The organism is Escherichia sp. E2661 (genome assembly GCF_004745185.1).
GTDB lineage: Bacteria > Pseudomonadota > Gammaproteobacteria > Enterobacterales > Enterobacteriaceae > Escherichia.
This window is the reverse complement of sequence record NZ_PDIG01000018.1, coordinates 44,139-70,013: the sequence shown is the minus strand read 5'-3', so window position 1 is coordinate 70,013 and position 25,875 is coordinate 44,139. Positions and strand designations below refer to the sequence as shown.

Below are 25,875 nucleotides of genomic sequence, written 5' to 3'. Positions count from 1 at the left end.
CTGCCGTACAGGCAGCTTAGAAATGATTTCTGTTCAGTACACGTCACCAAGACCGGTTCACTGCCGTACAGGCAGCTTAGAAAGGNGCCAGGCGATCTGGGTCGAAAAAATCACCGTTCACTTGCCGTACAGGCAGCTTAGAAATCAAAACTGCCATATTTCTGACAATCCCGAACGTTCACTGCCGTACAGGCAGCTTAGAAATCAACCGGTTCAATCACCAGGCGGGCCGCGATGTTCACTGCCGTACAGGCAGCTTAGAAAATGTGGATTAGTCCGGCGTTTCATTTGCAAGTGTTCACTGCCGTACAGGCAGCTTAGAAATTCATAAGGTTTATGCCTAGCCCCGTAATCATGTTCACTGCCGTACAGGCAGTATTCACACTACGATAGTGTTAGACGTTTGGTCGTGCCATGACACTCTCAACTCCGAACCATTAGCCACAACACGCAATAACAATTGTGATAATTGCGATAGAAATCAATTTCTCACACAGAAATCAATGCTGTACTAATCCTAACTCCTTCAAATAAAAAATAATCACAGGATGTGTTTATGTCTTCCAATTACCTTACTCCATCTGACCTCAAAACCATTCTCCACTCTAAACGCGCCAATATTTATTATCTGGAAAAATGCCGGGTGCAGGTGAATGGTGGGCGAGTGGAATATGTTACCAGTGAAGGTAAGGAGTCGTACTACTGGAATATCCCCATTGCGAATACCACGGCATTGATGTTGGGGATGGGAACATCCGTTACTCAGGCGGCGATGCGTGAATTTGCCCATGCCGGGGTGATGGTGGGCTTTTGTGGTACGGATGGCACGCCGCTGTATTCGGCAAATGAAGTTGATGTTGATGTCTCCTGGCTCAGTCCGCAAAGCGAATATCGTCCTACTGAATATCTTCAGCAGTGGGTTTCTTTTTGGTTTGCTGAAGATAAACGACTTGCCGCCGCGAAACGTTTTCAGTTAATCCGCCTGACACATATCGATAAGCACTGGACCAGCGCGAAAATGCAGCGTGAACACGCCTTTCAGCCTGATGCTAATGCACTGCAGATCCTACTAAATCGTACTCGTGAAGAAATAGACGCGGCAGAAAACCATACGCAGCTTATGCTCGTAGAGGCCAAATTGACCAAAGCACTCTACAAAATGGTGAGCCAAACCGTGGGCTATGGCGACTTTACTCGCGCAAAACGGGTCGGTGGGATTGATATGGCCAACCGCTTTCTCGATCAGGGTAATTATCTGGCTTATGGGCTGGCGGCAGTGGCGGCGTGGGTAACCGGGATCCCGCATGGTTTAGCAGTAATGCACGGTAAAACACGTCGCGGCGGCCTCGTTTTTGACCTTGCCGATCTGATTAAAGATGCCCTGGTTATGCCACAAGCATTTATTGCCGCAATGGCGGGAGAAGATGCTCAGGAGTTTCGTCAACGCTGCATCAATATCTTTCAACAAGCAGATGCGCTGGATGTCATGATCACCTCTTTGCAAGATACGGCCCAGGCACTGGCTAAGGGTGAACAATGAATGTACTGATTATCTCGCGCTGTACAAAAAACGCCCGCGTGGAAAGCTGCCGTATTATTGATCAGTTTGCTGAACGCACCGGTGATGCCGCATGGCAAACGGTGATTACTCTGGAAGGCGTTAATACACTCCGCCGTTTACTGCGCAAAACTGCCAGGCGAAATACCGCAGTGGCATGTCACTGGCTGAAAAAGAACGGGCAAATGGAGTTGATGTGGATTGTGGGTAATATTCGTCGTTTTAATGCACAGGGACGCGTTCCCACGAATCGAACAACCCAAACCAGCCTGGTGAACAAGGAAGAAAATCGCTGGCAATGCGCGGAGAGCATTGCGCTGCTGGCGGCTATCGCCGGGTTGTTTCATGATTTTGGTAAAGCAGGACGCAGCTTTCAGCAAAGCCTGACCCATAAGAGCGCACGAAGTTATCAACCTTACCGACATGAATGGATCTCATTGCGGCTTTTCCAGGCGTTTGTTGGTGAACAGCCAGACGATGTGTGGCTGGAGAAACTCGGGGAATTAACGGCAGATGATGAAGTTGCGATTCTTGAACGTCTACAAAAAGACACACCTCATTTTTCAAATAGTCCATTCAGTTCGCTGCAACCGCTAGCCAGGACGGTAGGTTGGCTGATCCTTTCCCATCATCGAATGCCGGAGAATCTTTCTTCACAGCCGGAACAATCATGCAAAGGGTGTGAAAGTTGGCTGGAGAAGCAACTGAATGCTGACTGGAATGCCGTTAACCACCGCAAAAATGACTGGACGCAACAGGATTTTGAGCAAGTCTGGCAGTTTCCATCAGGAACGCCGCTTCAAAGCGCGAGCTGGCGGGAAAAAGCGCGTCAGATTTCTCGCCGGGCAAGCAACGCGCTCGGTTTAAAGACATACGGGCAGATGGAACAGTTGTTCCCCTTACATATGGCGCGTTTTTGCCTGATGCTTGCCGATCACTACTATTCATCTAATGACGCGCAGCAAAAATGGCAGGACCCGGAATATATCGTCTGGGCAAATAGCGATCGCCAAAGTGGCACGCTCAAACAACGGGTAGACGAGCACCTTGTGGGCGTCGCGCATCATGCGTATCTGCTTGGGCGGCAACTGATGCACACACGGGCATCGCTTCCGGCAATTGCCCGACATAAAGGTTTTAGCCAGCGGGCCACAGATGTGAAATATCGCTGGCAAGATAAAGCCTGGGATGTGGCGCGAGCGCTACGTGAACGAAGTCGTGAAGAGGGATTTTTCGGCGTCAATATGGCCTCGACGGGGTGTGGTAAAACCTTTGCGAACGCCCGCATTATGTATGCACTTGCCGACGAGCGAGAAGGGTGCCGCTTTACCGTTGCGCTGGGATTGCGCACGCTAACCTTGCAAACCGGCGATGCTCTGCGCAGTCGGCTTGGACTGGGTGAGGATGAGCTGGCGGTACTGATTGGTTCGGCGGCAGTTAAGCAACTGTGGCAGCAGGAAAAAATAGACAATGATTGCGGAAGTGCTTCGCAAGAGCCGCCAACAGAGGAGCAACAGTTCGTTAAGTACGAAGGCAGTCTGCATACCGGGGCGCTGGAAAAATGGTTGAAGGATGACAGCAAACTTAAGGAGTTAGTGAGCGCGCCGATTCTGGTCTCGACGATTGATCATCTTATTTCCGCGACCGAGGGTGTGCGAGGCGGGAAACAGCTTCCGGCGATGTTGCGTCTGTTAACCAGCGATTTAGTGCTCGACGAACCTGATGACTTTGATATTGCCGATCTTCATGCGGTATGTCGCTTGATGAACTGGGCCGGGATGCTGGGAACGCGGGTATTACTTTCCTCGGCGACGCTACCTCAAGGGCTGATTCAGGCGTTGTTCGCGGCTTATCTCGCCGGGCGTAAAATGTGGCAGACGTCTTGTGGTACCAACGGCAGGCCCGTCAATATCTGCTGTGCCTGGTTTGATGAAAAAGATGCTGATGCAACGCAAATTTGCGACGGGCCTGGGTTTCGTGATGCACATGCAAAATTTGTTGCACGGCGAGCGGTGATGCTGGCTGAAAAAGAGCGACTGCATTTCGGACGTGTTGCTTCAATTTCATCTGCATCAAGCGCGATACAAGACGTTAGCGAAAGTGTGGCCCAGACGGTGCATACGCAAATGCTGAAGTTGCATCAGGCGCATCGCCAGCGACACGAAAGCGGTAAAACCGTTTCGCTGGGCCTGGTGCGCTTCGCGAATATCAATCCACTGGTTGCGGTGACTAAAGCCCTGATTGCCATTCCTTCACCAGAAGATGTCTGCATTCATTACTGTGTTTACCACTCCCGACATCCGCTGGCGGTGCGTTCAGATATTGAGAGGCGACTGGATCGCGCGTTTACTCGTCATAACGAACTCGATTTCTGGAACAACGAAGATATCGCAGATGCTTTACATAACCGTCCGGAATCACACCATCTGTTTGTGGTGTTGGGGACATCGGTTATCGAAGTGGGGCGTGACTGGGATGCGGACTGGGGAATTATCGAACCAAGCTCCATGCGTTCGATAATTCAATTTGCCGGACGTATTCAGCGCCACCGTAGAAATGTGCCGACCAGTGAGAATCTGGTTATTTTGCGTAGCAATATCAAATCATTGCAGAAAAAAGCCCCCGCATTTTGTAAGCCTGGTTTCGAAACAAAAGAACACTTGCTGAATAGCCACGATATTTGCGAACTGATTCCGATCGCGGACTACCGGACGATTAACGCCTTGCCGCGGATCCTGTCTGCCAATAATGCCAACAAACTGGCGGAGCTAGAACATAGTCGTTTATCCGCCGAATTGATGAGCAGTAAAAGCAAACATGTGGTGGCGGCGCAATGGTGGCGTGCACCGCTAAGCTGGAACGGCTGGATGCAGCGCCAGACGCCATTTCGTTATTCCCCTTTGCCGGAGGCGGTGTTTTTTCTGCATATGGATGATGAAGAAAGCGAAGCGCGTTTCTATTCCCGTACGGGCGACAACGAGCGTAAAGCGCAAGGAAATTTCAGGCGAGAAGAGGTGAGATGCGCCAGCGGCGTCGCTTGCTGGGGCGTGATGGATTACCAACACGTTTTGTTGAATTTAGCTGATAAGCAAAGTTGTGAGATAGCAAACGTTGGGGAAAAGTTTGCGGAAGTGAGAGTGCCGGCCAGTGAAGAAGATGCGGTCAATGACTGGCGTTATCACCCCTGGTTAGGTGTGTTTCGCAACCTGTGAAAAAATAAGGAGGGAATCTTTTGAACAATAATTTAGTGGATTTTATAACTGACTACATCGCTTCGCGAAGGCAACCCAAAATCGAAGCCTTTGAAAAAGAAGCAGCAAAGCGGTTGGAACAGGGCGAGGACGCCAGCATCATTGCTCTGGAGCGACAGGAACTTGAAGCACGCTACTTGCCACGTAACTGGTTAACGGATGCGGCGAAACGTGCCGGGCAAATCAAATTAGTCACTCATGGCGCTAAATTCAGTCATGGTGATTCTAAAGCCAGTAGCTTTTATCTGGAAACCTCCGCTAACGAAAGCTATTTAAACACGGCATCGTTGGCGAATGTCGCTACTGACGCGATTGGTAACGCCGCCGCACTTGACGTCGCAAAGTTGCTACAAACCGATGTGAACGGAGATTCACTGCTTGCCAGCCTGAAGCGTGGTGATTATCAGGTATTAAGTACGTTTGCAGAGGATAAAGCGCAACTGGAGCAGTGGGTAGCTGGGTTTAGCCAGGCATGGACAACTGGACGGCCTGCCAGCCATAAACTGGCAAAACAAATCTATTTCCCTGTTGCGGATGGTTATCATCTGCTCTGCCCGCTGTTTTCCAGTTCGCTGGCGCAGGCGATGTATGAAAAGCTAACCGCCGTTCGCTTTAGTGAGGAATCGAAAGCCATTCGCGATGCCCGCAAAGCAGGAAAATGGCACTCCCAGCCAGATATCTGGTTTCCTAATCTTGCCGAAATGCATTTTGGCGGCACAAAACCGCAGAATATTTCTTTGCTCAATAGTGTGCGTGGTGGCCGTGTCTGGCTGTTGCCGTCAATGCCGCCCACCTGGGCGACGCTGGATCGCGCACCACAAAACATGCGCAGTATTTTTTCCCTACGCGGCGATTTCAATCGGGCGGCTTCAGGCATCATAGCCCGGATGACTTACCTGCTGAAGGTTGACATAAATAATGTTCATATCCGAACTGCGCGGGCGAAATATATTGATGAGTTGATTGATCTGCTGTTCATGCAGGCCTCTTCATTTCAGCAAGAAAAATGGCAGGGATGGTCCGCGCAATCACCAGACTTACCTCGCCACCAACAACTTTGGCTGGATCCGTGGCGAAGCCTCTCAGATGAGACTTTCAAACAGGAGCGTGAGAAAAACGACTGGCAAGAGACGGTAGCCGATGATTTCGCGCGCTGGCTGAACTATCGCCTGAAAAAAGCCCATTTCGATGTCGGTGCTGTCGAGCAAAGGGAGTGGCGCAGTCAGTCCCTGTTTACTCAACGGATGCGTGAAATGGAAGCCGTTTTGCAGGAGGCGCTGAAATGAGTTATCTGCTCTTGTTACCCCATGTACGCATCGAAAACGCTAACGCCGTCTCCGGGTTGACCTGGGGATTCCCGTCGATGACCCATTTTCTCGGTTATGTTCATGCGCTTTCTCGAAAAGTCGTGGATGAATTTGGCGTAAGTTTTGACGGTTGTGCGGTAGTAAGCCATGAACAGCATATTCAGGCGTACAGCTCCGGGCGCGATTTTCAATTCGCTCTCACCCGTAACCCATTAACCAGAGAAGGTAAAACCGCCTCGTTCAATGAAGAGGGCCGTATGCACCTGACGGTTTCTCTGCTGGTTGAATGTAATGGCGAAATTACCAATGGTGAATATGGCAGAAAAGCCCTTTGCGACCATCTGAAAATGCTCTGCCAGAGCCATAAACTGGCGGGCGGCAGCATTGTTGACATGCGCGAACCGCAGCTTTTTCATGCGCCTGAAGATGAAAAGCAACTGCGTAAAATCATCTGGCGTTTAATGCCTGGCTATGCGCTTTACGATCGCAGTGAATGGCTGGCTGAACATCACCAACAACATCCCGATATATCGTTGCTTGATGCCTGGCTTGATTTTGCTGCCGTTAAATATCAGGCCGAATCTCCGGCAGAAGACAACAGCGCACAATGGGTATACCAGCCGAAGCCAATGCCTGGTTTCCTGGTACCGTTAATGTGTGGCTACCAACGCATTTCTCCTGTTTACGCACCCGGTGAAGTTGAAAATGCGCGCGATACCTCGACACCATTTGCCTTTGCCGAAGCCGTTTATGGCATTGGCGAATGGCGCGGATTACATCGTATTACTGGCTTGCAACCGCTGATGTGGCGTTACCGTACAACGGACACTGGCTACTATTGCTCGGCAATACCAGTCGTTGACGACCCTACGATTAATGAAGATGACGATACAGAATAAGGACATAATTATGGCAAAGGCCCCTGTAGCAGTAAAAACGGCGTCAGTACTGGCATTTGAGCGCAAACTGGCAACCTCTGACGCGGTGATGTACGCAGGTAACTGGCAAGGAAATGAATGGCAACCTATTGAGATTCAGGAGAAAGCCGTTCGCGGAACCATCTCCAATCGCCTGAAAGATGCAATTTCCAGTAATGAGTTAAAGCTGAATGCAGAAATCCAAAAAGCCAACTTGCAGCGGGTAGACGTGGCAGCGCTTCCGGTTGATGCGGATACGTTAAAAGTGATGTTTACGCTGCGCGTGCTGGGTAATTTATCCTCACCTTCAGTATGTAATGATATGACCTATCAGGAGGCGCTTTCCGGCGTTATTGAAGGTTATATCAGTGAACATGGCTTTAAAGAGCTGGCGCTTCGCTATGCCCTGAATCTGGCAAATGGTCGTTTTCTGTGGCGTAACCGTATCGGTGCCGAGCAAATTCAGGTGAAAGTCACCGCTAACGACAAATCATGGACTTTTAACAGCCATGACTTCTCTTTACGTCAATTTGAACAGGGCCAGAGTAGCGTCACAGAACTGGCGGCAACGATTGAACAAGGATTGAGCGGAAAAGAGTGGGTGATGCTTACCGTTGAAGCGCAGGTTCGCCTTGGTGCCGGGCAAGAAGTTTTCCCGTCGCAGGAGCTGGTACTCGACAGCAACAGTAGCAAAAAGTCGTGTGTTATATCAGGTAGCTGGCATTGCTGGTATCCACTCTCAGAAGATTGGCAATGCTTTACGTACCATCGATACCTGGCATCCAAAAGTGGATGAATTAGGTGCTATCGCCGTGGAACCTTACGGTTCTGTAACCAGTCGCGGTGTGGCCTGCCGTCAACCGAAAGAAAAACTCGATTTTTATACCTTACTGGACAATTGGGTGACCAAAGGGATGAAACCAGACGTTGAGCAGCAGCACTACGTGATGGCTGTGCTGATCCGCGGCGGTGTCTTTGGTGAGAAATCGGAATAAGGAGCTGCCAATGGATCACTACCTTGAGATCCGCGTTCTGCCAGATCCTGAATTTTCGAGCGAAATGTTGATGGCAGCGTTATTTGCCAAACTGCATCGGGCATTAGGTGCAAGAGGGCAAGGCGATATCGGCGTGAGTTTCCCGGACGTAAATGTTATGCCAGGAGCGCGTTTACGCTTGCATGGTAGCGCTCAGGCATTACAGGCGCTTGAAGCCTCAGCGTGGCGTAAAGGACTTACGGACTATTGCCAATGTTCACCTGTCACCCCCGTTCCAGACATAAAGGGCTGGCGAGTAGTAAGCCGTGTGCAGGTTAAAAGTAACCCCCAGCGTCTGTTAAGGCGTTCAGTGAAAAAAGGCTGGCTTACTGAAGAACAGGCGATTGAGCGACTGGCGACGCAAGCTGAACAGCGGACCGACTTACCTTTTCTTAATATGAAGAGTTTGTCGAGTCAGCAACAGTTCAAGTTGTTTATCCGACACGGGGAATTGCGTATAGAACCGGTTAAAGGGGTATTCAGTAGTTATGGATTAAGCGCAACCGCTACTATTCCCTGGTTTTGATTGGTTAGTTGTAATGTATAAAAGACCTGGCTTTACAGTCAGGTCTTTTTGTCTATTGAAAAGCCGATTTCTGGCTGGAAATAGAATAAAGAATTCAATGCCCTACACTTTCATCAGTATATGGATATTTATTTAAAACAAGCAATCCGCAATTAATTATACGTATTAATCTACCTTGTAATGACATCAAATAATGCCGAATAGTAAACAAGGTAAATGTTTTTGTGGGTATTTTTTTGCTGGTTATGTGTTTTTTATAATTTGATTTGAATCACGAAAACAACTTGTTTACATTGCGATAGCAAATGTAATTTGCGAAATTCATTTCCGAGAGGACAAAGACTCTTAATCACCTGGAATAAATTAGTTAAGGAATAGACTATGAAACGTTCAATTATTGCAGTTGCAGTATTATCTTCTCTTTTTATGAGCGCAGGGGCTTTTGCAGAAGGGAATCAACAGGGCGAGTTGATTATTACCGGTAAAGTTGCAGGAACTACTTGTCAATTTATCGACGGTAGTACTGCAACCATTGCTATGAACGAAATTGGTGCTGATCAATTTGAAAATGTAGCTGTTGGCAATACCGTTGATACTTATTCAAATACAACTACCGTGCCTCTAAAAGTTCAATGTGTTGGAGATAAAACGCCAAGAATTACGTTTTCCAGTTCTCAATTCATTGACTCTAATAACAATATTACGGTTAATACTGCTTCGGATAATGGCGCAGGGTTTGCTGTCTATTATGTTAATAATGGTAACGAAGAGAAAATCACAAAGGATGGTGTTATTGAATTAAATGGACAAGGTGTGGATGGTTTGTATACGCTTAACTTTAGTGCAAAATATGCAAAGTCTGGTGAAACAGTGACCCCGGGTGATGTTAAATCTGCCCTGACAATGACTGTCGTGACAGATTAATACCGTGTTTATCGGCGGCTTCGGTCGCCGATTTTCAATAACAAGGATTGTTATCATGAAAAAATTTATAGCCTTCTTGCTGGCCGGCATGGTCACGCCTGCGTGGGGGGGTGGTCTATATCTACGGCACTCGTGTTATTTATCCAGAACAGAAAAAAGAGATTACCGTTCAGTTAATGAATGAAGGTAATCGTAGCGCCCTGGTTCAGTCATGGATTGATGATGGCGATACCAGCCTACCCCCAGAAAAAATTCATGTTCCGTTTGTGTTGACGCCACCGGTCGCTCACGTAAAAGGGGGGGAAGGGCAACAACTCAAAATCAAAAAAATTGGCGAATACACTACCAAAAGATCGCGAAAGCCTGTTCTTCCTCAATGTGCTAGACATCCCACCTAATTGCCCCGAATTAGAAGATAAGAATGGCATTAAATTCGCCATGCAAAACCGTATTAAATTTATCTACCGCCCTGAAGGGCTTACTGGCGTGGATAAAGAAAGTTTTCGTCGTCTGAGTATTAAACATGCCAATGGCGGTGTTAATATCAAAAACAACTCCGCAAACTGGATAACTATTCCTGAGTTTACCGGGAATGCAAAGATAAATAAGGAAACGTTGTTATTAGCCCCCTGGTCAGATAAGACTATAACCACAGCCTCAGCCATCAATCAATATACAATTACACTTATTGATGATAATGGAAACTATTTGAGTGAAAAAGTAAAAACCGTCAAATAGATCAGGGATTGATTATGTCTAAACTTAATTCTATTACGCTGGCTATTCTGTCGGTGTTGGCTACTTCGCCTGCATGGGCGGAAGATGAAACATTGACACCCATTTTATGATTGGCGGATTAAATGGGGAAAAAATTTCTGACTATCATATTGATAGTGATAAGCCGATGCCCGGTATCTATGATATGGATGTTTACCTGAATAATCAGTGGCGCGGACACTATAATGTCGATATTAAAGACGATCCGGATGCAACATGTTTATCCTGGGAGCAGTTAAAGCAAATAGGTATCCTCACAGAAGGCATTAATATCGATAAAAGCGTAGAATGTGTACCACTTCGGGAAGCGGTACAGGGCGGCAGCGTTGACTATGATATTGGGCATTTTAACCTGAAGTTAAGTGTACCCCAGGCCTATGTCGTTGAGTATGAACGCGGATATGTCCCGCCTGAGGCATGGGATCGCGGGATTAACGCATTATATACGTCTTATTATGCCAGTCAGTATTACAGTAATTATAAGCACGGTGGAGATAATAAAAATAGCTATTTAAACCTGAATAGTGGTTTGAATCTTCTGGGCTGGCAGTTGCATTCAAATACCAATTATACGAAAAGTGACGAGAGCAGCGGTAAATGGAAGAGTAACACGTTATATCTGGAGCGCGGAATTCCACAAATTCTTGGCACATTGCGTGCTGGTGAAATGTATACCGGTTCTGATGTTTTTGATTCCGTGCGTTTTCGCGGTGTACGCCTGTGGCGCGATATGCAGATGTTGCCGAACTCTAAACAGAATTTTACTCCAGTGGTGCGTGGTGTTGCCCAAAGTAACGCACTTGTCACTATCGAACAAAATGGCTTTGTGGTTTACCAGAAAGAGGTTCCGCCAGGTCCATTCGCCATTGATGATTTGCAACTTGCTGGTGGTGGTGCAGATCTGGAAGTAACCGTTAAAGAAGCTGACGGTTCGGTGTCGCGTTATCGTGTACCTTATTCATCTGTGCCAAATATGTTGCAACCGGGCGTTTCGAAATATGAATTTGCTGCCGGACGTAGTCGTATTGAGGGAGCCAGCGATCAGTCAGATTTTATTCAGGGAAGCTATCAGTATGGCCTTAATAATTTGCTGACACTCTATGCTGGCACGCAGTTGTCTGATAATTACTCATCGTTTGTTCTCGGCACGGGATGGAATACACCGATTGGTGCTGTATCGGTTGATTTTACCCATTCCCACAGTGAACAAGATAACGGTGATGTGTTTAATGGTCAAAGTTATCAAATTGCCTGGAACAAATATCTCTCTCAAAGTGGAACGCAATTTTCGCTGGCGGCCTGGCGTTATTCTTCTCGAGATTATCGTACTTTTAACGATCACGTGTGGGCAAATAACAGGAAAAGCTATAATCGAGAAGATGACTCAGTTTATGATATCGCCGACTATTATCAGTACGATTTTGGTCGTAAGAACAGCTTTTCTGTAAATATAAACCAGTCATTACCGGAAAATTGGGGATATCTGTCGGTCAGCGGTCAATGGCGGGATTATTGGGAACGCAGCGGGACAGGGAAAGATTATCAACTCAGCTATTCGAACTCCTGGGAACGCCTTAGTTATACCTTGTCTGTTAGCCAGACCTATGATGAAGATAACCGCGAAGATAGACGCATTAACTTATATTTCTCAATTCCCTTCTCGTGGGGCGATGGAATCACTGAAAAACGACGAGATTTATTTGTTTCTAACTCAACCACTTTTGATAAAGACGGCTATCGGTCGAATAATACCAGCCTCAGCGGTGTGGCGGGGAGTCGCGATCAGTTCAGCTACGGGGCTAACTTAAGCCATCAACACCAGGGCAGCGAAACAACAGCAGGTGGAAACCTGACCTGGCGTGCGCCATTGGCGACTATTGGTGGCAGCTATAGCCAGTCGAAAAGATATCAACAGGTTAGCGGTAATATTCAAGGCGGTTTAGTCGCGTGGTCGGACGGGGTGGCACTGGCTCCCAGACTTTCCGATACGTTCGCCATCGTCAAAGCGCCGGGACTGGAGGGGGCAGCGGTGCAGGGATATCGTTACCTGACAACGGATAGCAGAGGCTACGCTATTTATGACAACCTGACGCCGTATCGTGAAAATACGTTGATGTTGGATATTGCCGACAGTAAAAGCGATGTGGCGCTACTGGGTAACCGTAAAAACAGCGTTCCTTATCGTGGTGCGGTAGTGATGACGCAGTTTGAGACTGATAAACGCAAACCCTGGTATTTCATCTCCCAACGACCTGATGGCTCTCCGTTGCCGTTTGGTTATGAGGTTGAAGATGAAAGCGGCAACAATGTGGGCTTAGTAGGACAGGGAAGCCGGATATTTATTCGCACCAATGATGTTCCCGCGTCGATTCGCGTCTCGGTTAATAAACAGCAGGAACAATTCTGCACTATTACCTTTGATAACGTTATTGATGAGAATAAAGTTTATATTTGTCGTTAAGGGATTTGTTTATGAAGAAATATTGGTTTTTGTTTCTACTGGCTTTGCCTTTTTTGGGGCAGGCTAAATGTACTATCAACGGAAATTCTACTGCAATACAGGGAGTTAATTTAGACTTAACTGCGGGAAATGCAACGGTTACATTTTCTCCTAATCTGACGGGGGAATTCACATGTAATTCGGCTCAAGATAAGGTGAATGTGCTTAAAACATTAGATAATTATGTTGTAGAGATGAAAGAAAATCAAAACAGCAATCAATCAATTTATATTAAGTTTAATCTTGATGTCGGAGATGGATTTCCTGTTGACACGGGAGATAGGAAAACTTATTCAGTTAACGATACTATTAATAATAAAAGTATAGCATTAACAGCTTCATATATAAAATCGCCTGAAAGTAATGCGAATGTTCAAACAGTATATTCTAATTCATTCATCTTGAATGCTCCGGCGGTTGTCTTTCCATTTGAAAATGGTTCAGCAACTAATTTTTGCTATCAAAACATTATCTTTTATTTTATATGTTTGGTGAGCAATAGGTTACCAACAGATGCTGCTTATCAACAGAATTTAAATGTTAATATAACAAAACACAAACCTACAACCTGTAGTTTCTCGCAACCGACTTACGAAATAAGAATGCCAGAAACAACGATAAGTGAGATGCAATCTGCCAATAACACAAAATCAGGTTCTATAGATCTGGTTTTAAATTGTGACAGTGTTTATAACGTCACGACTAATCCAGTGACTTTTAAAGTTGCGCGCGGAGAATGGGATGATAGTGGAACCATTCTGAAAAACACATCGCTTAATGGTGCTAAGGGGGTTGGGTTCCAGATTTATAATGGTAACGAAACGACACCGCTAAAGCTGGGTGATACTCTGATGAACAAACTAACTAAAATGGCGGCCATTGAGAATCAGTACACCTTCCCGATTACCGCGAAATATGTCCGCGTGAATGAGGAAGCACTACAGCCAGGAGAAGTCCAAAGCAAAGCCATATTTGCCGTATCCTACGACTAGTGGGTATAGTAATCAGCCACTGATTTTCACGTACTTTCGAAGAGGAAGTACGTGTTTTTTATTTAAGGCACATCAATGTGAAAAAAAAGCCCGTACTTTCGTACGAGCTCTTCTTAAAATATGGCGGTGAGGCGGGGATTCGAACCCCGGATACGTTGCCGTATACACACTTTCCAGGCGTGCTCCTTCAGCCACTCGGACACCTCACCAAATTGTTTTGCTGCCTGACCTCATGGGTGGCAACGGGGCGCTACTATAGGGAGTTGGAGTAAAACGGTCAAGAAGAATTTATAGAGATTGATTCGTTTGGTTACGCAATGAACACGCTGTTTGCGTGACGGAGATTATGACCGTATGTGTTCTGTTCAATTGTTTATCAAAAGCTATGCATAAAATATGAGATTGAAGAAGTACCAAATCGACCCTTTTTTTAGGTTGAAATGTAACTCATTGATTTTGTTTATTGCTATTTTGAAGTCTGGAAAAAGGGTTTGAATCTGCGATTTTGTAAGTTTTAACAGTAAATCAATCGGATAGTCTGCTATTATTCCAGTTCACTGCCGTACAGGCAGCTTAGAAAAACGCGTTCTGGCGATGTTTTTATCGTGCTGAGTTCACTGCCGTACAGGAGCTTAGAAACAACATGTCCGCCGCCGTCGCGTTTAAATACAGTTCACTGCCGTACAGGCAGCTTAGAAAGCAGCAAAAATCATGATCGTGGTGCCGATCAAGTTCACTGCCGTACAGGCAGCTTAGAAATGCGACGGCTGCATCATCATCTGGCTGGCTGGGTTCACTGCCGTACAGGCAGCTTAGAAATCACTTCGTGACCCCATCCACCTTTGCCAAGTGTTCACTGCCGTACAGGCAGTTTTCAAACTTAACACACCATCCTCCAGTATTTATTCCCCTTGACCCCAAACGCAAAAAAGGCCGGTTAAACCGACCTTTTACTCGTTCTTTCTCTTCGCCCATCAGGCGGTAAAACAATCAGCGACTACGGAAGACAATGCGGCCTTTGCTCAGGTCGTACGGGGTCAGTTCAACAGTCACTTTGTCGCCCGTCAGGATGCGGATGTAGTTTTTGCGCATTTTACCGGAGATGTGTGCAGTAACCACGTGACCGTTTTCTAACTCTACGCGGAACATGGTATTAGGCAACGTTTCAAGAACGGTACCTTGCATTTCAATATTGTCTTCTTTGGCCATCTAATCCTCTGGGGTATCACTACCGTAATTTGAACCGGCAAGATAATGCCGAAGTTCTGTAAATAAGTAAAGATTTGTGCGCTAATTCGCAACAAACAGGTTTGGCACATAACTCCGAAAACACACGGCTAAGCCGCACTATAAGCGCAACGTATAAGGGAGCGGTGAGATAAACGGTGGGCGTTACCTGACGCGAAAAATTCCTTATCGGCAGCGGAGTAATGAGCATAACCAACTCTGCGACCGCAATTATAACACTCTGGGGAGAAATGTGCCGAAAACATTCATTCTTGTGGTGAAAACAATCGCCGTGGTACCCAGAAATTATTTGGTAACCGTTCGGGGCGCAGTTGATTGAGATAATTGAGGTAATCCCGGCGAGGGATTTCGCAGGCACCAAGCGAGGCCGTATGGTCATTTAATACCTGGCAGTCGATAAGCTTACCGCCGTGGCGGATAAATTCGTCACAAAACACCAGGAGCGCCGTTTTCGAGGCATTCTCCATGCGGCTGAACATCGACTCGCCACAAAACAGTGTTCCCTGCGCTACGCCGTACATGCCGCCGACAATTTCGCCTTCACGCCACACTTCTATGGAATGGGCATGGCCCAACTCGTGAAGACGATGGTAGGCTTCGACGACGTCACGCGTAATCCAGGTCCCTTCTTCGCGATCGCTGGCGCAGCTTCAATGACCTGACCAAACGCGTAATTCAGCGTGACGCGATAGGGAGAGCGCTTATGAAAACGTTTCATGCTGCGGCTGATATGCAGTGATTCTGGCCATAAAACCGCACGTGGATCAGGCGACCACCAGAGAATAGGATCGCCCGGAGAAAACCACGGGAAAATACCGCGCTGATAAGCCATGAGTAGCCGAGCAGGGCTAAGATCGCCTCCCAGCGCCAGCAGACCGTTAGGCTCACGTAATGCGCCTTCCGGGGAAGGGAAGGCTATTGAATGGCGAGAAAGCTGAACCAGGCGCATGACTGCAAAACTCCACTACGCAAGTCGGATCGTTCAATAATAGCTTACAAACCCTGCTTAAACTGGTAATAACGCCCCTGTCTGGCAAGCAGTTCTGCATGGGTACCTTGTTCAATAATTTGCCCGTTGTCCATCACTATTATTTGCTGAAAATGTGAAAGTCCACGCAGCCGATGTGTAACCATCAATAGCGTTTTCTCACGCATCATTTCAGCCAGTAATTCGAGGATCTGACTTTCAGTCGTGGCATCTAAGCCTTCGGTTGGTTCATCCAGCAATACTAACGGCGCATCGTGCAATAGCGCACGGGCGATAGCCAGACGACGCAGTTCGCCGCCGGAAAGCTGACGTCCGCCTTCTCCCAACCAACTGTTGAGCCCTGTGTCTTCGAGTAGTTTCTCCAGACCGACGCGACGGAGAATTTCAGCAAGAGTCTCATCAGTAGCGCCAGGTGCGGCGAGTAACAGATTATCGCGCAGTGTGGCGCTAAACAGATGCACTCGCTGCGGCACAACGCTGATGGTCTGGCGCAATGTCGATTCATTCAGGTCAGAGATCGGGCTGCCGTTAAGCAAAATCTCACCCTGTTGCGGGTCCCATGCACGGGTTAGCAGTTGTAACAACGTTGATTTGCCGCATCCGGTTCGCCCGAGAATCGCAATATGTTCTCCGGCGTTTGCCTGAAGAGAAATCCCTTTAAGCGCTTGTTGGGATTGTTCCGGATAAGTGAACGCAACATCCCGTAACGTCAGGGAAACCTGCTCAGGAACGGCGGACTGAGTATCCGGGAAGGTCACTTCTGGTTTTTGGTCCGTTAAGTCAGTGATACGCACGGCAGAAGCAATAACTTGCCCCAGATGCTGAAATGCACTTGTCACCGGGGCCAGGGCTTCGAATGCAGCCAATGCACAGAAGACAAACAGCGCAATTAACGCGCCTGGCTGGCTATTACCGCCAACGCCGCCGGAGGCCATCCATAGCATCAGAATCACCGCCAGCGCGCCAATCAACAGCATAATTGCCTGCGAGAGCGCGGTCAGTTCGGACTGACGACGCTGCGCTTCCAGCCACTGAATTTCGGTGTTCTCTAACTGCGTACGATAACGATCGCTGGCACCAAAAATGGTCAGTTCAGCTTGCCCTTGCAGCCAGGCGGTTAACTGTTGGCGATACTGACCGCGAAGATGGGTAAGGTTTTGCCCGGTGCTTTTCCCCGCTCGATAAAACAGCGGCGGCATCAGGAAAAGCGTCAGCAACATAATGCCGCCCAGCGTGAAGGCGAGGGTGAAATCAAGAAAACTTAACCCGACAGTCACCACAATAATTACCACAAAAGCCCCTACCAGCGGTGAGATAACGCGCAAGTACAGATGATCGAGCGTATCAACATCGGCGACGACGCGGTTGAGCAATTCGCCCTGGCGATAGCGGGCCAGCCCGGCAGGGGAGAGAGGCAACAGCTTGCTGAAGGTGTAAATGCGCAAATGCTGCAACACGCGGAAAGTCGCGTCGTGACTTACCAGACGTTCAAAATAACGCCCGGCAGTGCGGGTGATTGCCGCGCCACGTACACCTGCGGCAGGCAGCATGTAGTTAAAGCTGTACAGCCCTGCAACTCCCGCCACTGCCGAAGCGGAGAGGAACCAACCAGAAAGCGTCAACAAGCCGATACTGGCGAGCAGTGTGACAATTGCCAGCACAATACCAAGGCTTAACATCCACTTATGACGCTTATATAGAGCCAGATAAGGAAGCAACGCGCGCATTTAAATCTCCTCCTGACGGTGGGCCAGCAACGTGGCGAATGGACCGTTAGCCACGCTTAAATCAGCGTAACAACCTTGCTCGATAATTTGGCCATCCTGCATCACCCAAATGACATCCCAGTCGGCGAGATCTTCTAACTGGTGGGTGACCATCAGCGTTGTCTGGCGCTGCGAGGCAGCGTTTAGCGCCTGCATCACACGCTGCTCGCTATGTGCATCGAGGCTGGCTGCAGGTTCATCCAGTAATAACAGTGAGCAGGGATGAAGTAATGCACGCGCTACGGCCACACGTTGTGCCTGACCTACGGAAAGGCGGGCTGCCTGATCGCCCACGGGAGTATCGATGCCTTGCGGCAGGAGCGGCAGAAACTCACTGACCCAGGCGTTATCCAGGGCCATTTGTAACTCTTGCTCGCTGGCATCCGGTCGTGCCAGCAGCACATTGTCTCGTACTGTTGCCGCGGGTAATTGCGGATTTTGGCCAACCCATGAGAGATATTTTCGCCATGATTCCGGAGATAAATCCCGCAATTCAATGCCGTTGATCTGCAGCGAGCCTTGATAAGAGAGAAAACCGGAAAGCGCATTTAATAGTGAACTTTTCCCGGATCCGCTTCGTCCCACCAGTACCGCACGTTTGCCTGCAGGTAGTGTAAAGTTCAGCGGGCCAGCCAGTGTTTTACCTTCAGGCGATGTGATAAACAGATCTTTGGCTTCAATGGTCACTGGTTCGGTAGACGTTAACTCAACGTCACCACGCTGTGGATGGGCGAGCGGTGTTTCCATAAAAGTTTTCAGGCTGTCAGCCGCGCCAACAGCCTGGGCTTTGGCATGATAAAACGTGCCGAGATCACGTAACGGCTGGAAAAACTCGGGGGCGAGGATCAACGCAAGGAAGCCCGCAGACAACGTCACGCCCGTGCTGTAGTGACCGAAATCCAGCTCACCAAGATAAGAGAAACCAAAATACACCGCGACCAGGGCAATCGACAGCGAGGTAAAGAATTCAAGAATACCGGAGGATAAAAACGCCAGGCGTAATACTTCCATGGTCCGTTGGCGAAAATCTTCCGAAGCCGAACGGATACTTTCAATTTCAGCCTCGCCACGACCAAAAATACGCAGGGTTTCCATGCCGCGCAGACGATCGAGAAAATGCCCGCTTAAGCGAGCAAGCGCGAGAAAGTTGCGTCGGTTAGCATCGGCAGCACCCATCCCAACTAAAGCCATAAACAACGGAATTAACGGTGCAGTGCCGAGTAAAATAAGTGCCGCGGCCCAGTTAGAAGGAAAAATTGCGACGACAATCAGTAGTGGCACTGAGACTGCCAGCGCCATTTGCGGTAGGTAGCGAGCGTAGTAATCATGCATATCGTCAATTTGCTCGAGCACCAGCGTCGCCCAGCTCCCCGCAGGTTTGCCCTGAATCCAGGCAGGCCCCGCCTGCTGCAAACGGTCAAGAACCTGGCGGCGGATGGCAAAACGAATATGTTGCCCGGCGTGATAGCCACCCGTTCGCGTAACCAGACCACCCATGCACGCAGCACAAAGGTCATCACCAGCAAGGTAAAGGGAAGCAGCAAGGCTTCTCGGGGGATGTTCTCCATGATCATATGTTGCAGAATTCGCGCCATAAACCAGGCCTGGGCAATTATTAATATGCCGCTCACAAAGCCCAGCAGACGAGAAATATTCAGCCAACGTTGGGAGATGACGCTTTGCTGTTTTAACCAGCGGGTTAACTCTTTTTGACGGGATTTATTCATTGCACGCTTAGCAGGTGAGTTATCAGAATTATTTGCAGAGCAATGTTACAACGGGGAAAAAATAAAGGCGACCCATAGTCGCATGGTGTCGCCTTCTTTACTTTTGTTACTGATTTGTAAAATTATTTTGCATCAGCTAAACCGTCGAGGTAGCGTTCCGCATCAAGTGCTGCCATGCAGCCTGTACCGGCAGAAGTAATGGCCTGGCGATAAATATGATCCATCACGTCACCTGCGGCAAAGACGCCCGGAATGCTGGTCTGGGTGGCATTACCATGAATACCCGACTGCACTTTGATGTAGCCGTTTTCCAGTTCCAGTTGTCCTTCAAAAATAGCCGTGTTCGGACTGTGACCGATAGCAACAAACAGACCAGCAACGTCGAGAGACTCGATATTATCGCTGTTTTGCGTATCGCGCAGACGAACGCCAGTGACGCCCATCTGATCGCCGATCACTTCTTCCAGCGTACGGTTGGTGTGCAGAATGATGTTGCCGTTCTCCACTTTGTCCATAAGACGCTTAATGAGGATTTTTTCCGCACGGAAACCATCGCGGCGGTGGATCAAATGTACTTCGGAAGCGATGTTAGACAGATACAGCGCCTCTTCAACTGCAGTATTGCCGCCGCCGATAACCGCCACTTTTTGGTTGCGATAGAAAAATCCATCGCAGGTTGCACAGGCAGAAACCCCACGGCCTTTAAAGGCTTCTTCAGAGGGCAGGCCGAGATAGCGTGCAGAAGCCCCGGTGGCAATAATCAGCGCATCGCAGGTATATTCGCCATTATCGCCAGTCAGGCGGAACGGACGATTCTGCAAATCCACTTTATTAATGTGGTCAAAAATAATTTCAGTTTCAAACTTGGTAGCATGTTCATGCATGCGTTCCATGAGTAACGGGCCGGTCAGATCATTTGGATCTCCTGGCCAGTTTTTCTACTTCAGTGGTCGTCGTCAGCTGGCCGCCTTTTTCCATGCCGGTAATCAGCACCGGTTGCAGGTTGGCGCGTGCCGCGTAGACAGCAGCGGTATATCCCGCCGGGCCTGAGCCCAGGATAAGCAGTTTACTGTGTTTGGTCGTGCCCATGAGATCCCCATAGTTGTTGGCAGACAATGGGCAGGATTGTAGGGAATTTACAGACGTAAAAAAAGAGTATGACGATTTTGTTAACGATTTGTGCAATCGTCAAAAGCGATAATCGTGTCAAATTCTCCCGTCATTATCACGTCTGCTACTTAATTTTTCCGGTTTATAAGCCGATTAAATGATGATTAAACGTCACTGTTAATGAATAACTGGCATGTTGTACTAAAAAACGATGTTTTGCTTTGACAATCACCTGGTGTTTTGCGAAAACATTCGAGGAAGAAAAAAACAGTATTGTTATGTGCGCATAATCATGCATGTAAATACCATGTTTACCGTGCTAGTGAAATCTACGCATGGCGTGGACAGACGCCATTCGTGATGTCGATAGCTGCCTCAAGGCAACGGTCTTCTCACCGTAGACCCAGGCATTGCGAGCCGTGAATCTTAATGATTTCGGTCTATCGTGACAGGTAGCGACTCTGAACAGTGATGTCTTCAGGGTCAGACAGGAGTAGGGAAGGAATACAGAGAGACAATAATAATGGTAGATAGCAAGAAGCGCCCTGGCAAAGATCTCGACCGTATCGATCGTAACATTCTTAATGAGTTGCAAAAGGATGGGCGTATTTCTAACGTCGAGCTTTCTAAACGTGTGGGACTTTCCCCAACGCCGTGCCTTGAGCGTGTGCGTCGGCTGGAAAGACAAGGGTTTATTCAGGGCTATACGGCGCTGTTGAACCCGCATTATCTGGATGCATCACTTCTGGTATTCGTTGAGATTACTCTGAATCGTGGCGCTCCGGATGTGTTTGAACAATTCAATACTGCTGTGCAAAAACTTGAAGAAATTCAGGAGTGTCATTTAGTATCCGGTGATTTCGACTACCTGTTGAAAACACGCGTGCCGGATATGTCAGCTTATCGTAAGCTGCTAGGGGAAACCCTGCTGCGTCTGCCTGGCGTCAATGACACACGGACATATGTTGTTATGGAAGAAGTCAAGCAGAGTAATCGTCTGGTTATTAAGACGCGCTAACACGGAACAGGTGCAAAATAAGCGTATTTTGATTACACTCCTGTTAATCCATACAGCAACAGTACTGGGGTAACCTGGTGCTGTTGTCCGTTTTAGCATCGGGCAGGAAAAGCCTGTAACCTGGAGAGCCTTTCTTGAGCCAGGAATACACTGAAGACAAAGAAGTCACATTGACAAAGTTAAGCAGCGGGCGCCGACTTCTGGAGGCGTTGCTGATTCTTATTGTCCTGTTTGCCGTCTGGTTGATGGCAGCCTTATTAAGCTTTAACCCTTCGGACCCCAGCTGGTCGCAAACGGCCTGGCATGAGCCTATCCATAATTTAGGCGGGACGCCTGGCGCGTGGCTGGCAGATACGCTGTTCTTCATTTTTGGCGTGATGGCTTACACCATCCCGGTCATTATTGTTGGCGGCTGTTGGTTTGCCTGGCGTCATCAGTCCAGCGATGAGTACGTTGACTATTTCGCCGTTTCACTACGAATTATTGGCGTGCTGGCGCTTATCCTTACGTCCTGTGGCCTTGCGGCAATCAACGCGGACGACATCTGGTATTTTGCCTCCGGTGGTGTAATCGGTAGTTTATTAAGCACTACGCTGCAGCCGCTGTTGCACAGCAGTGGTGGGACCATTGCGCTGCTCTGTGTTTGGGCGGCTGGCCTGACGCTGTTTACCGGCTGGTCCTGGGTGACCATTGCCGAAAAACTGGGGGGCTGGATTTTAAACCTCCTCACTTTCGCCAGTAACCGCACTCGTCGCGATGATACCTGGGTTGATGAAGAAGAGTATGAAGACGACGAAGAGTATGAAGACGAAAAAAACGGCAAACAGCATGAATCGCGCCGTGCTCGTATTCTTCGTGGCGCGTTAGCGCGTCGTAAACGTCTGGCGGAAAAATTCATCAATCCGATGGGGCGGCAAACAGACGCTGCATTGTTCTCGGGTAAGCGGATGGATGATGAAGACGACATTACCTACACTGCGCGCGGCGTAGCCGCTGATCCTGATGATGTCCTCTTTTCGGGCAACCGTGCAACGCAGCCAGAATATGACGAATACGATCCATTATTAAACGGTGCACCAATTACCGAACCTGTTGCTGCAGTTGCTGCTGCTACCACGGCGACGCAAAGCTGGGCTGCTCCGGTTGGGCCTGTTACTCAGACGCCGCCTGTTGCGTCGGTTGATGTTCCACCTGCTCAACCTGCTGTTGCCTGGCAGCCTGCGCCAGGGCCGCAAACGGGCGAGCCGGTCATTGCTCCAGCGCCGGACGGTTATCCGCAACAACCTGTGCAGTCACAGCAGCCATATTATGCGCCAGCTGCGGAACAACCTGTTCAACAACCATATTATGCGCCAGTGCCTGAACAGTCGGTTCAGCAGCCATATTATGCGCCTGCTGCAGAACAACCTGTTCAACAACCCTATTATGCACCAGTGCCTGAACAACCAGTGGCTGATAACGGGTGGCAAGCCGAGGGGACACAATCCACTTTTGCGGCGCAGTCTACATACCAGCCTGAGCAAACCTACCAGCAGCCAGCCGTTCAGGAGACGTTGCGTCAACAGCCGCAACCGGTTGAACAGCCGCCTGTTGTAGAACCTGAACCGGTTGTTGAAGAAACAAAACCTGCGCGTCCGCCGCTTTACTACTTTGAAGAAGTTGAAGAGAAGCGTGCGCGCGAACGTGAGCAGCTCGCCGCCTGGTATCAGCCTATTCCTGAACCAGTTAAAGAACCTGAGCCTGTTAGACCTGTTCAGTCAGCTAAATCTGTTCAGTCATCGCCGACTGCTGCCGCAGTCCCTCCGGTAGAAGCCGTGGCTGGTGTTTCGCCGCTGGCATCGGGCGTGAAGAAAGCGACTCTGGCGACGGGGGCCGCAGCAACGGTTGCTGCACCTGTTTTTAGCCTGGCAAATAGCGGTGGACCTCGACCACAAGTGAAAGAGGGGATAGGCCCGCAGTTGCCACGACCAAAGCGTATTCGTGTTCCGACTCGTCGTGAACTGGCATCGTATGGCATTAAACTACCTTCACAACGAGCCGCCGAAGAGAAAGCTCGCGAAGCGCAGCGCAATCAATACGATTCTGGCGATCAGTATAACGATGATGAAATCGATGCGATGCAGCAAGATGAGTTGGCACGTCAGTTTGCCCAGGCACAGCAGCAACGCTATGGTGAACAGTATCAGCATGATGCGCCAGTTAACCCTGAAGATGAAGATGCAGCGGCGGAGGCTGAACTGGCTCGTCAGTTTGCCCAGACTCAGCAGCAACGTTATTCCGGTGAACAACCTGCGGGAGCAAATCCATTCTCGCTGAATGATTTTGAATTTTCACCGATGAAAGCGTTGGTGGATGATGGCCCACACGAGCCACTGTTTACGCCCATTGTTGAACCACAGCAACCGGTAGCGCCGCAGCAGCAGTATCAGCAGCCACAGCAACCGGTAGCGCCGCAGCAGCAGTATCANCAGCCGCAGCAGCCAGTAGCGCCGCAGCCGCAATATCAGCAGCCGCAGCAACCGGTAGCGCCACAGCCGCAGGATACCCTGCTTCATCCGTTGTTAATGCGCAACGGTGATAGCCGTCCGTTGCATAAACCAACGACGCCACTACCCTCGCTGGATTTGCTGACACCACCGCCAAGCGAAGTTGAGCCAGTAGATACCTTTGCGCTTGAGCAAATGGCGCGTCTGGTAGAAGCACGGCTGGCCGATTTCCGCATTAAAGCTGATGTGGTCAATTATTCACCAGGGCCTGTAATCACCCGTTTTGAGTTGAACCTGGCGCCGGGCGTAAAAGCAGCACGTATTTCTAACCTGTCACGCGACCTTGCCCGTTCATTGTCGACCGTGGCGGTGCGCGTGGTTGAAGTCATTCCTGGCAAACCTTACGTAGGTCTGGAGTTGCCGAACAAAAAACGCCAAACCGTTTATCTGCGCGAAGTGCTGGATAACGCGAAGTTCCGTGATAACCCATCGCCGCTGACGATTGTTTTGGGTAAAGATATCGCAGGCGATCCGGTCGTAGCCGATCTGGCTAAAATGCCTCACTTGCTGGTTGCGGGGACCACTGGTTCCGGTAAGTCGGTGGGAGTAAACGCCATGATCCTGAGCATGCTCTATAAAGCGCAGCCGGAAGATGTTCGTTTCATTATGATCGACCCGAAAATGCTGGAGCTTTCGGTTTATGAAGGCATCCCGCATCTGTTAACGGAAGTCGTTACCGACATGAAAGATGCTGCCAACGCTCTGCGCTGGTGCGTAAATGAAATGGAACGCCGTTATAAGCTGATGTCGGCCCTGGGAGTGCGTAATCTTGCGGGGTATAACGAAAAAATTGCTGAAGCGGACCGAATGATGCGTCCGATTCCAGACCCGTACTGGAAGCCAGGTGACAGTATGGATGCCCAGCATCCAGTGCTGAAAAAAGAGCCGTAACATTGTAGTGCTGGTGGATGAATTTGCCGACCTGATGATGACGGTAGGTAAAAAAGTGGAAGAGTTGATTGCGCGTCTGGCGCAAAAAGCCCGTGCCGCAGGTATTCACCTCGTGCTGGCAACGCAGCGCCCTTCGGTGGATGTTATTACGGGGCTGATTAAAGCGAACATTCCAACCCGTATAGCCTTTACTGTATCCAGCAAGATCGACTCACGTACCATTCTTGATCAGGCTGGCGCGGAATCACTGCTTGGTATGGGGGATATGCTTTACTCCGGGCCGAACTCAACCATGCCGGTACGTGTCCATGGTGCTTTTGTTCGCGATCAGGAAGTTCATGCCGTGGTGCAGGACTGGAAAGCGCGTGGTCGTCCGCAGTATGTAGATGGCATCACCTCCGACAGCGAAAGCGAAGGCGGAGCTGGTGGTTTCGACGGTGCTGAAGAACTGGATCCGCTGTTCGATCAGGCGGTGGCGTTTGTCACTGAAAAACGCAAAGCGTCTATTTCTGGTGTTCAGCGTCAGTTCCGCATCGGTTACAACCGTGCAGCACGCATTGTTGAACAGATGGAAGCGCAAGGGATCGTCAGCGAGCAGGGACACAACGGTAATCGTGAAGTGCTGGCCCCGCCACCGTTTGACTAATTAGTGCATCGTAGGCCGGATAAGACGCGATAGTGTCGCATCCGGCACTCTATCAACTGAAAATTCAGTATTTTCTTCTTTCCTCAAGCTGATTATTAGCCTGGAATAGAGAGTAGAGGGAACTCCCGATCGGGAGTGACGTAATTTGA

Annotated in this window: 10 protein-coding genes, 1 tRNA gene, 7 pseudogenes and 1 CRISPR repeat array; of the genes and pseudogenes, 12 read left to right on the top strand and 6 right to left on the bottom strand. The window is 49.0% G+C overall.

Going from position 1 to position 25,875, the window contains the following annotated elements; all coding sequences use genetic code 11:
- Positions 1-556 precede the first annotated feature (556 nt).
- The 10 genes and pseudogenes from cas1f to CRI63_RS09550 all read left to right on the top strand — a co-directional run bounded on the left by cas1f (position 557) and on the right by CRI63_RS09550 (position 13,786).
- The gene (gene cas1f, locus CRI63_RS09595; protein ID WP_135519359.1) at positions 557-1,540 is read left to right on the top strand and encodes a type I-F CRISPR-associated endonuclease Cas1f; all 984 of its coding nucleotides are present in this window, start codon (positions 557-559) and stop codon (positions 1,538-1,540) included.
- On the top strand, positions 1,537-4,770 hold the full coding sequence (cas3f, locus tag CRI63_RS09590) for a type I-F CRISPR-associated helicase Cas3f (RefSeq protein ID WP_135519356.1): 3,234 nt from the start codon (positions 1,537-1,539) through the stop codon (positions 4,768-4,770). The genes cas1f and cas3f overlap by 4 nt, the downstream gene beginning before the upstream one ends.
- 20 nt (positions 4,771-4,790) lie before the next feature.
- On the top strand, positions 4,791-6,095 hold the full coding sequence (csy1, locus tag CRI63_RS09585; RefSeq protein WP_135519353.1) for a type I-F CRISPR-associated protein Csy1: 1,305 nt from the start codon (positions 4,791-4,793) through the stop codon (positions 6,093-6,095).
- Positions 6,092-7,015 (top strand): type I-F CRISPR-associated protein Csy2, encoded by a 924-nt coding sequence (gene csy2 / locus CRI63_RS09580; protein ID WP_130215669.1) that lies wholly within the window; start codon positions 6,092-6,094, stop codon positions 7,013-7,015. Before csy1 ends, csy2 begins: the two co-directional genes overlap by 4 nt.
- Positions 7,016-7,025: 10 nt before the next feature.
- Positions 7,026-8,028, top strand: a pseudogene (gene csy3, locus CRI63_RS09575) (type I-F CRISPR-associated protein Csy3).
- 10 nt (positions 8,029-8,038) lie between these two features.
- A complete protein-coding gene (cas6f, locus tag CRI63_RS09570; protein ID WP_135519350.1) occupies positions 8,039-8,593 on the top strand; it encodes a type I-F CRISPR-associated endoribonuclease Cas6/Csy4 in 555 nt (184 codons plus the stop codon).
- A 381-nt stretch (positions 8,594-8,974) separates the two neighbouring features.
- Complete coding sequence (yehD, locus tag CRI63_RS09565; protein WP_130205269.1) at positions 8,975-9,517, top strand: fimbrial protein YehD; 543 nt, start codon at positions 8,975-8,977, stop codon at positions 9,515-9,517.
- A 55-nt stretch (positions 9,518-9,572) separates the two neighbouring features.
- Positions 9,573-10,255 (top strand): annotated as a pseudogene (locus CRI63_RS09560) (fimbrial assembly chaperone).
- Positions 10,256-10,269: 14 nt separating this feature from the next.
- Positions 10,270-12,755: pseudogene (locus tag CRI63_RS09555) on the top strand (fimbrial biogenesis outer membrane usher protein).
- An 11-nt stretch (positions 12,756-12,766) separates the two neighbouring features.
- Positions 12,767-13,786: a fimbrial protein gene (locus CRI63_RS09550; protein WP_135519347.1), complete on the top strand. Its 1,020-nt coding sequence runs from the start codon at positions 12,767-12,769 to the stop codon at positions 13,784-13,786.
- 121 nt (positions 13,787-13,907) lie between these two features.
- Here CRI63_RS09550 and CRI63_RS09545 read toward each other — a convergent pair.
- The 6 genes and pseudogenes from CRI63_RS09545 to trxB form a co-directional block, all read right to left on the bottom strand.
- Positions 13,908-13,995, bottom strand: a tRNA-Ser gene (locus CRI63_RS09545).
- Between the two features lie 342 nt (positions 13,996-14,337).
- Positions 14,338-14,665: a CRISPR direct-repeat array (repeat unit 28 nt; unit sequence GTTCACTGCCGTACAGGCAGCTTAGAAA).
- A 111-nt stretch (positions 14,666-14,776) separates the two neighbouring features.
- Positions 14,777-14,995 (bottom strand): translation initiation factor IF-1, encoded by a 219-nt coding sequence (gene infA, locus CRI63_RS09540; RefSeq protein WP_001040187.1) that lies wholly within the window; start codon positions 14,993-14,995, stop codon positions 14,777-14,779.
- A gap of 284 nt (positions 14,996-15,279) precedes the next feature.
- A pseudogene (gene aat, locus CRI63_RS09535) lies at positions 15,280-15,983 on the bottom strand (leucyl/phenylalanyl-tRNA--protein transferase).
- Between the two features lie 44 nt (positions 15,984-16,027).
- The gene (gene cydC / locus CRI63_RS09530) at positions 16,028-17,749 is read right to left on the bottom strand and encodes a cysteine/glutathione ABC transporter ATP-binding protein/permease CydC (protein WP_135519344.1); all 1,722 of its coding nucleotides are present in this window, start codon (positions 17,747-17,749) and stop codon (positions 16,028-16,030) included.
- Positions 17,750-19,515, bottom strand: a pseudogene (cydD, locus tag CRI63_RS09525) (cysteine/glutathione ABC transporter permease/ATP-binding protein CydD).
- A gap of 122 nt (positions 19,516-19,637) precedes the next feature.
- Positions 19,638-20,604: pseudogene (gene trxB, locus CRI63_RS09520) on the bottom strand (thioredoxin-disulfide reductase).
- Between the two features lie 544 nt (positions 20,605-21,148).
- Between trxB and lrp the strand changes: the two are divergent.
- Both lrp and ftsK read left to right on the top strand, forming a co-directional pair.
- Entirely contained in the window at positions 21,149-21,643 is a 495-nt protein-coding gene (gene lrp / locus CRI63_RS09515) for a leucine-responsive transcriptional regulator Lrp (protein WP_000228473.1), read from the top strand.
- 134 nt (positions 21,644-21,777) lie between these two features.
- Positions 21,778-25,726 (top strand): annotated as a pseudogene (gene ftsK, locus CRI63_RS09510) (DNA translocase FtsK).
- Positions 25,727-25,875: the final 149 nt, after the last annotated feature.

Excerpts from the sequence above, each read along its gene's own strand:
- csy2 (WP_130215669.1), top strand. The coding sequence starts at position 6,092 with ATGAGTTATCTGCTCTTGTTACCCCATGTACGCATCGAAAACGCTAAC.
- yehD (WP_130205269.1), top strand. The coding sequence starts at position 8,975 with ATGAAACGTTCAATTATTGCAGTTGCAGTATTATCTTCTCTTTTTATG.
- infA (WP_001040187.1), bottom strand. The coding sequence starts at position 14,995 with ATGGCCAAAGAAGACAATATTGAAATGCAAGGTACCGTTCTTGAAACG.
- cas3f (WP_135519356.1), top strand. The coding sequence starts at position 1,537 with ATGAATGTACTGATTATCTCGCGCTGTACAAAAAACGCCCGCGTGGAA.
- cydC (WP_135519344.1), bottom strand. The coding sequence starts at position 17,749 with ATGCGCGCGTTGCTTCCTTATCTGGCTCTATATAAGCGTCATAAGTGG.
- cas1f (WP_135519359.1), top strand. The coding sequence starts at position 557 with ATGTCTTCCAATTACCTTACTCCATCTGACCTCAAAACCATTCTCCAC.
- CRI63_RS09550 (WP_135519347.1), top strand. The coding sequence starts at position 12,767 with ATGAAGAAATATTGGTTTTTGTTTCTACTGGCTTTGCCTTTTTTGGGG.
- lrp (WP_000228473.1), top strand. The coding sequence starts at position 21,149 with ATGGTAGATAGCAAGAAGCGCCCTGGCAAAGATCTCGACCGTATCGAT.
- cas6f (WP_135519350.1), top strand. The coding sequence starts at position 8,039 with ATGGATCACTACCTTGAGATCCGCGTTCTGCCAGATCCTGAATTTTCG.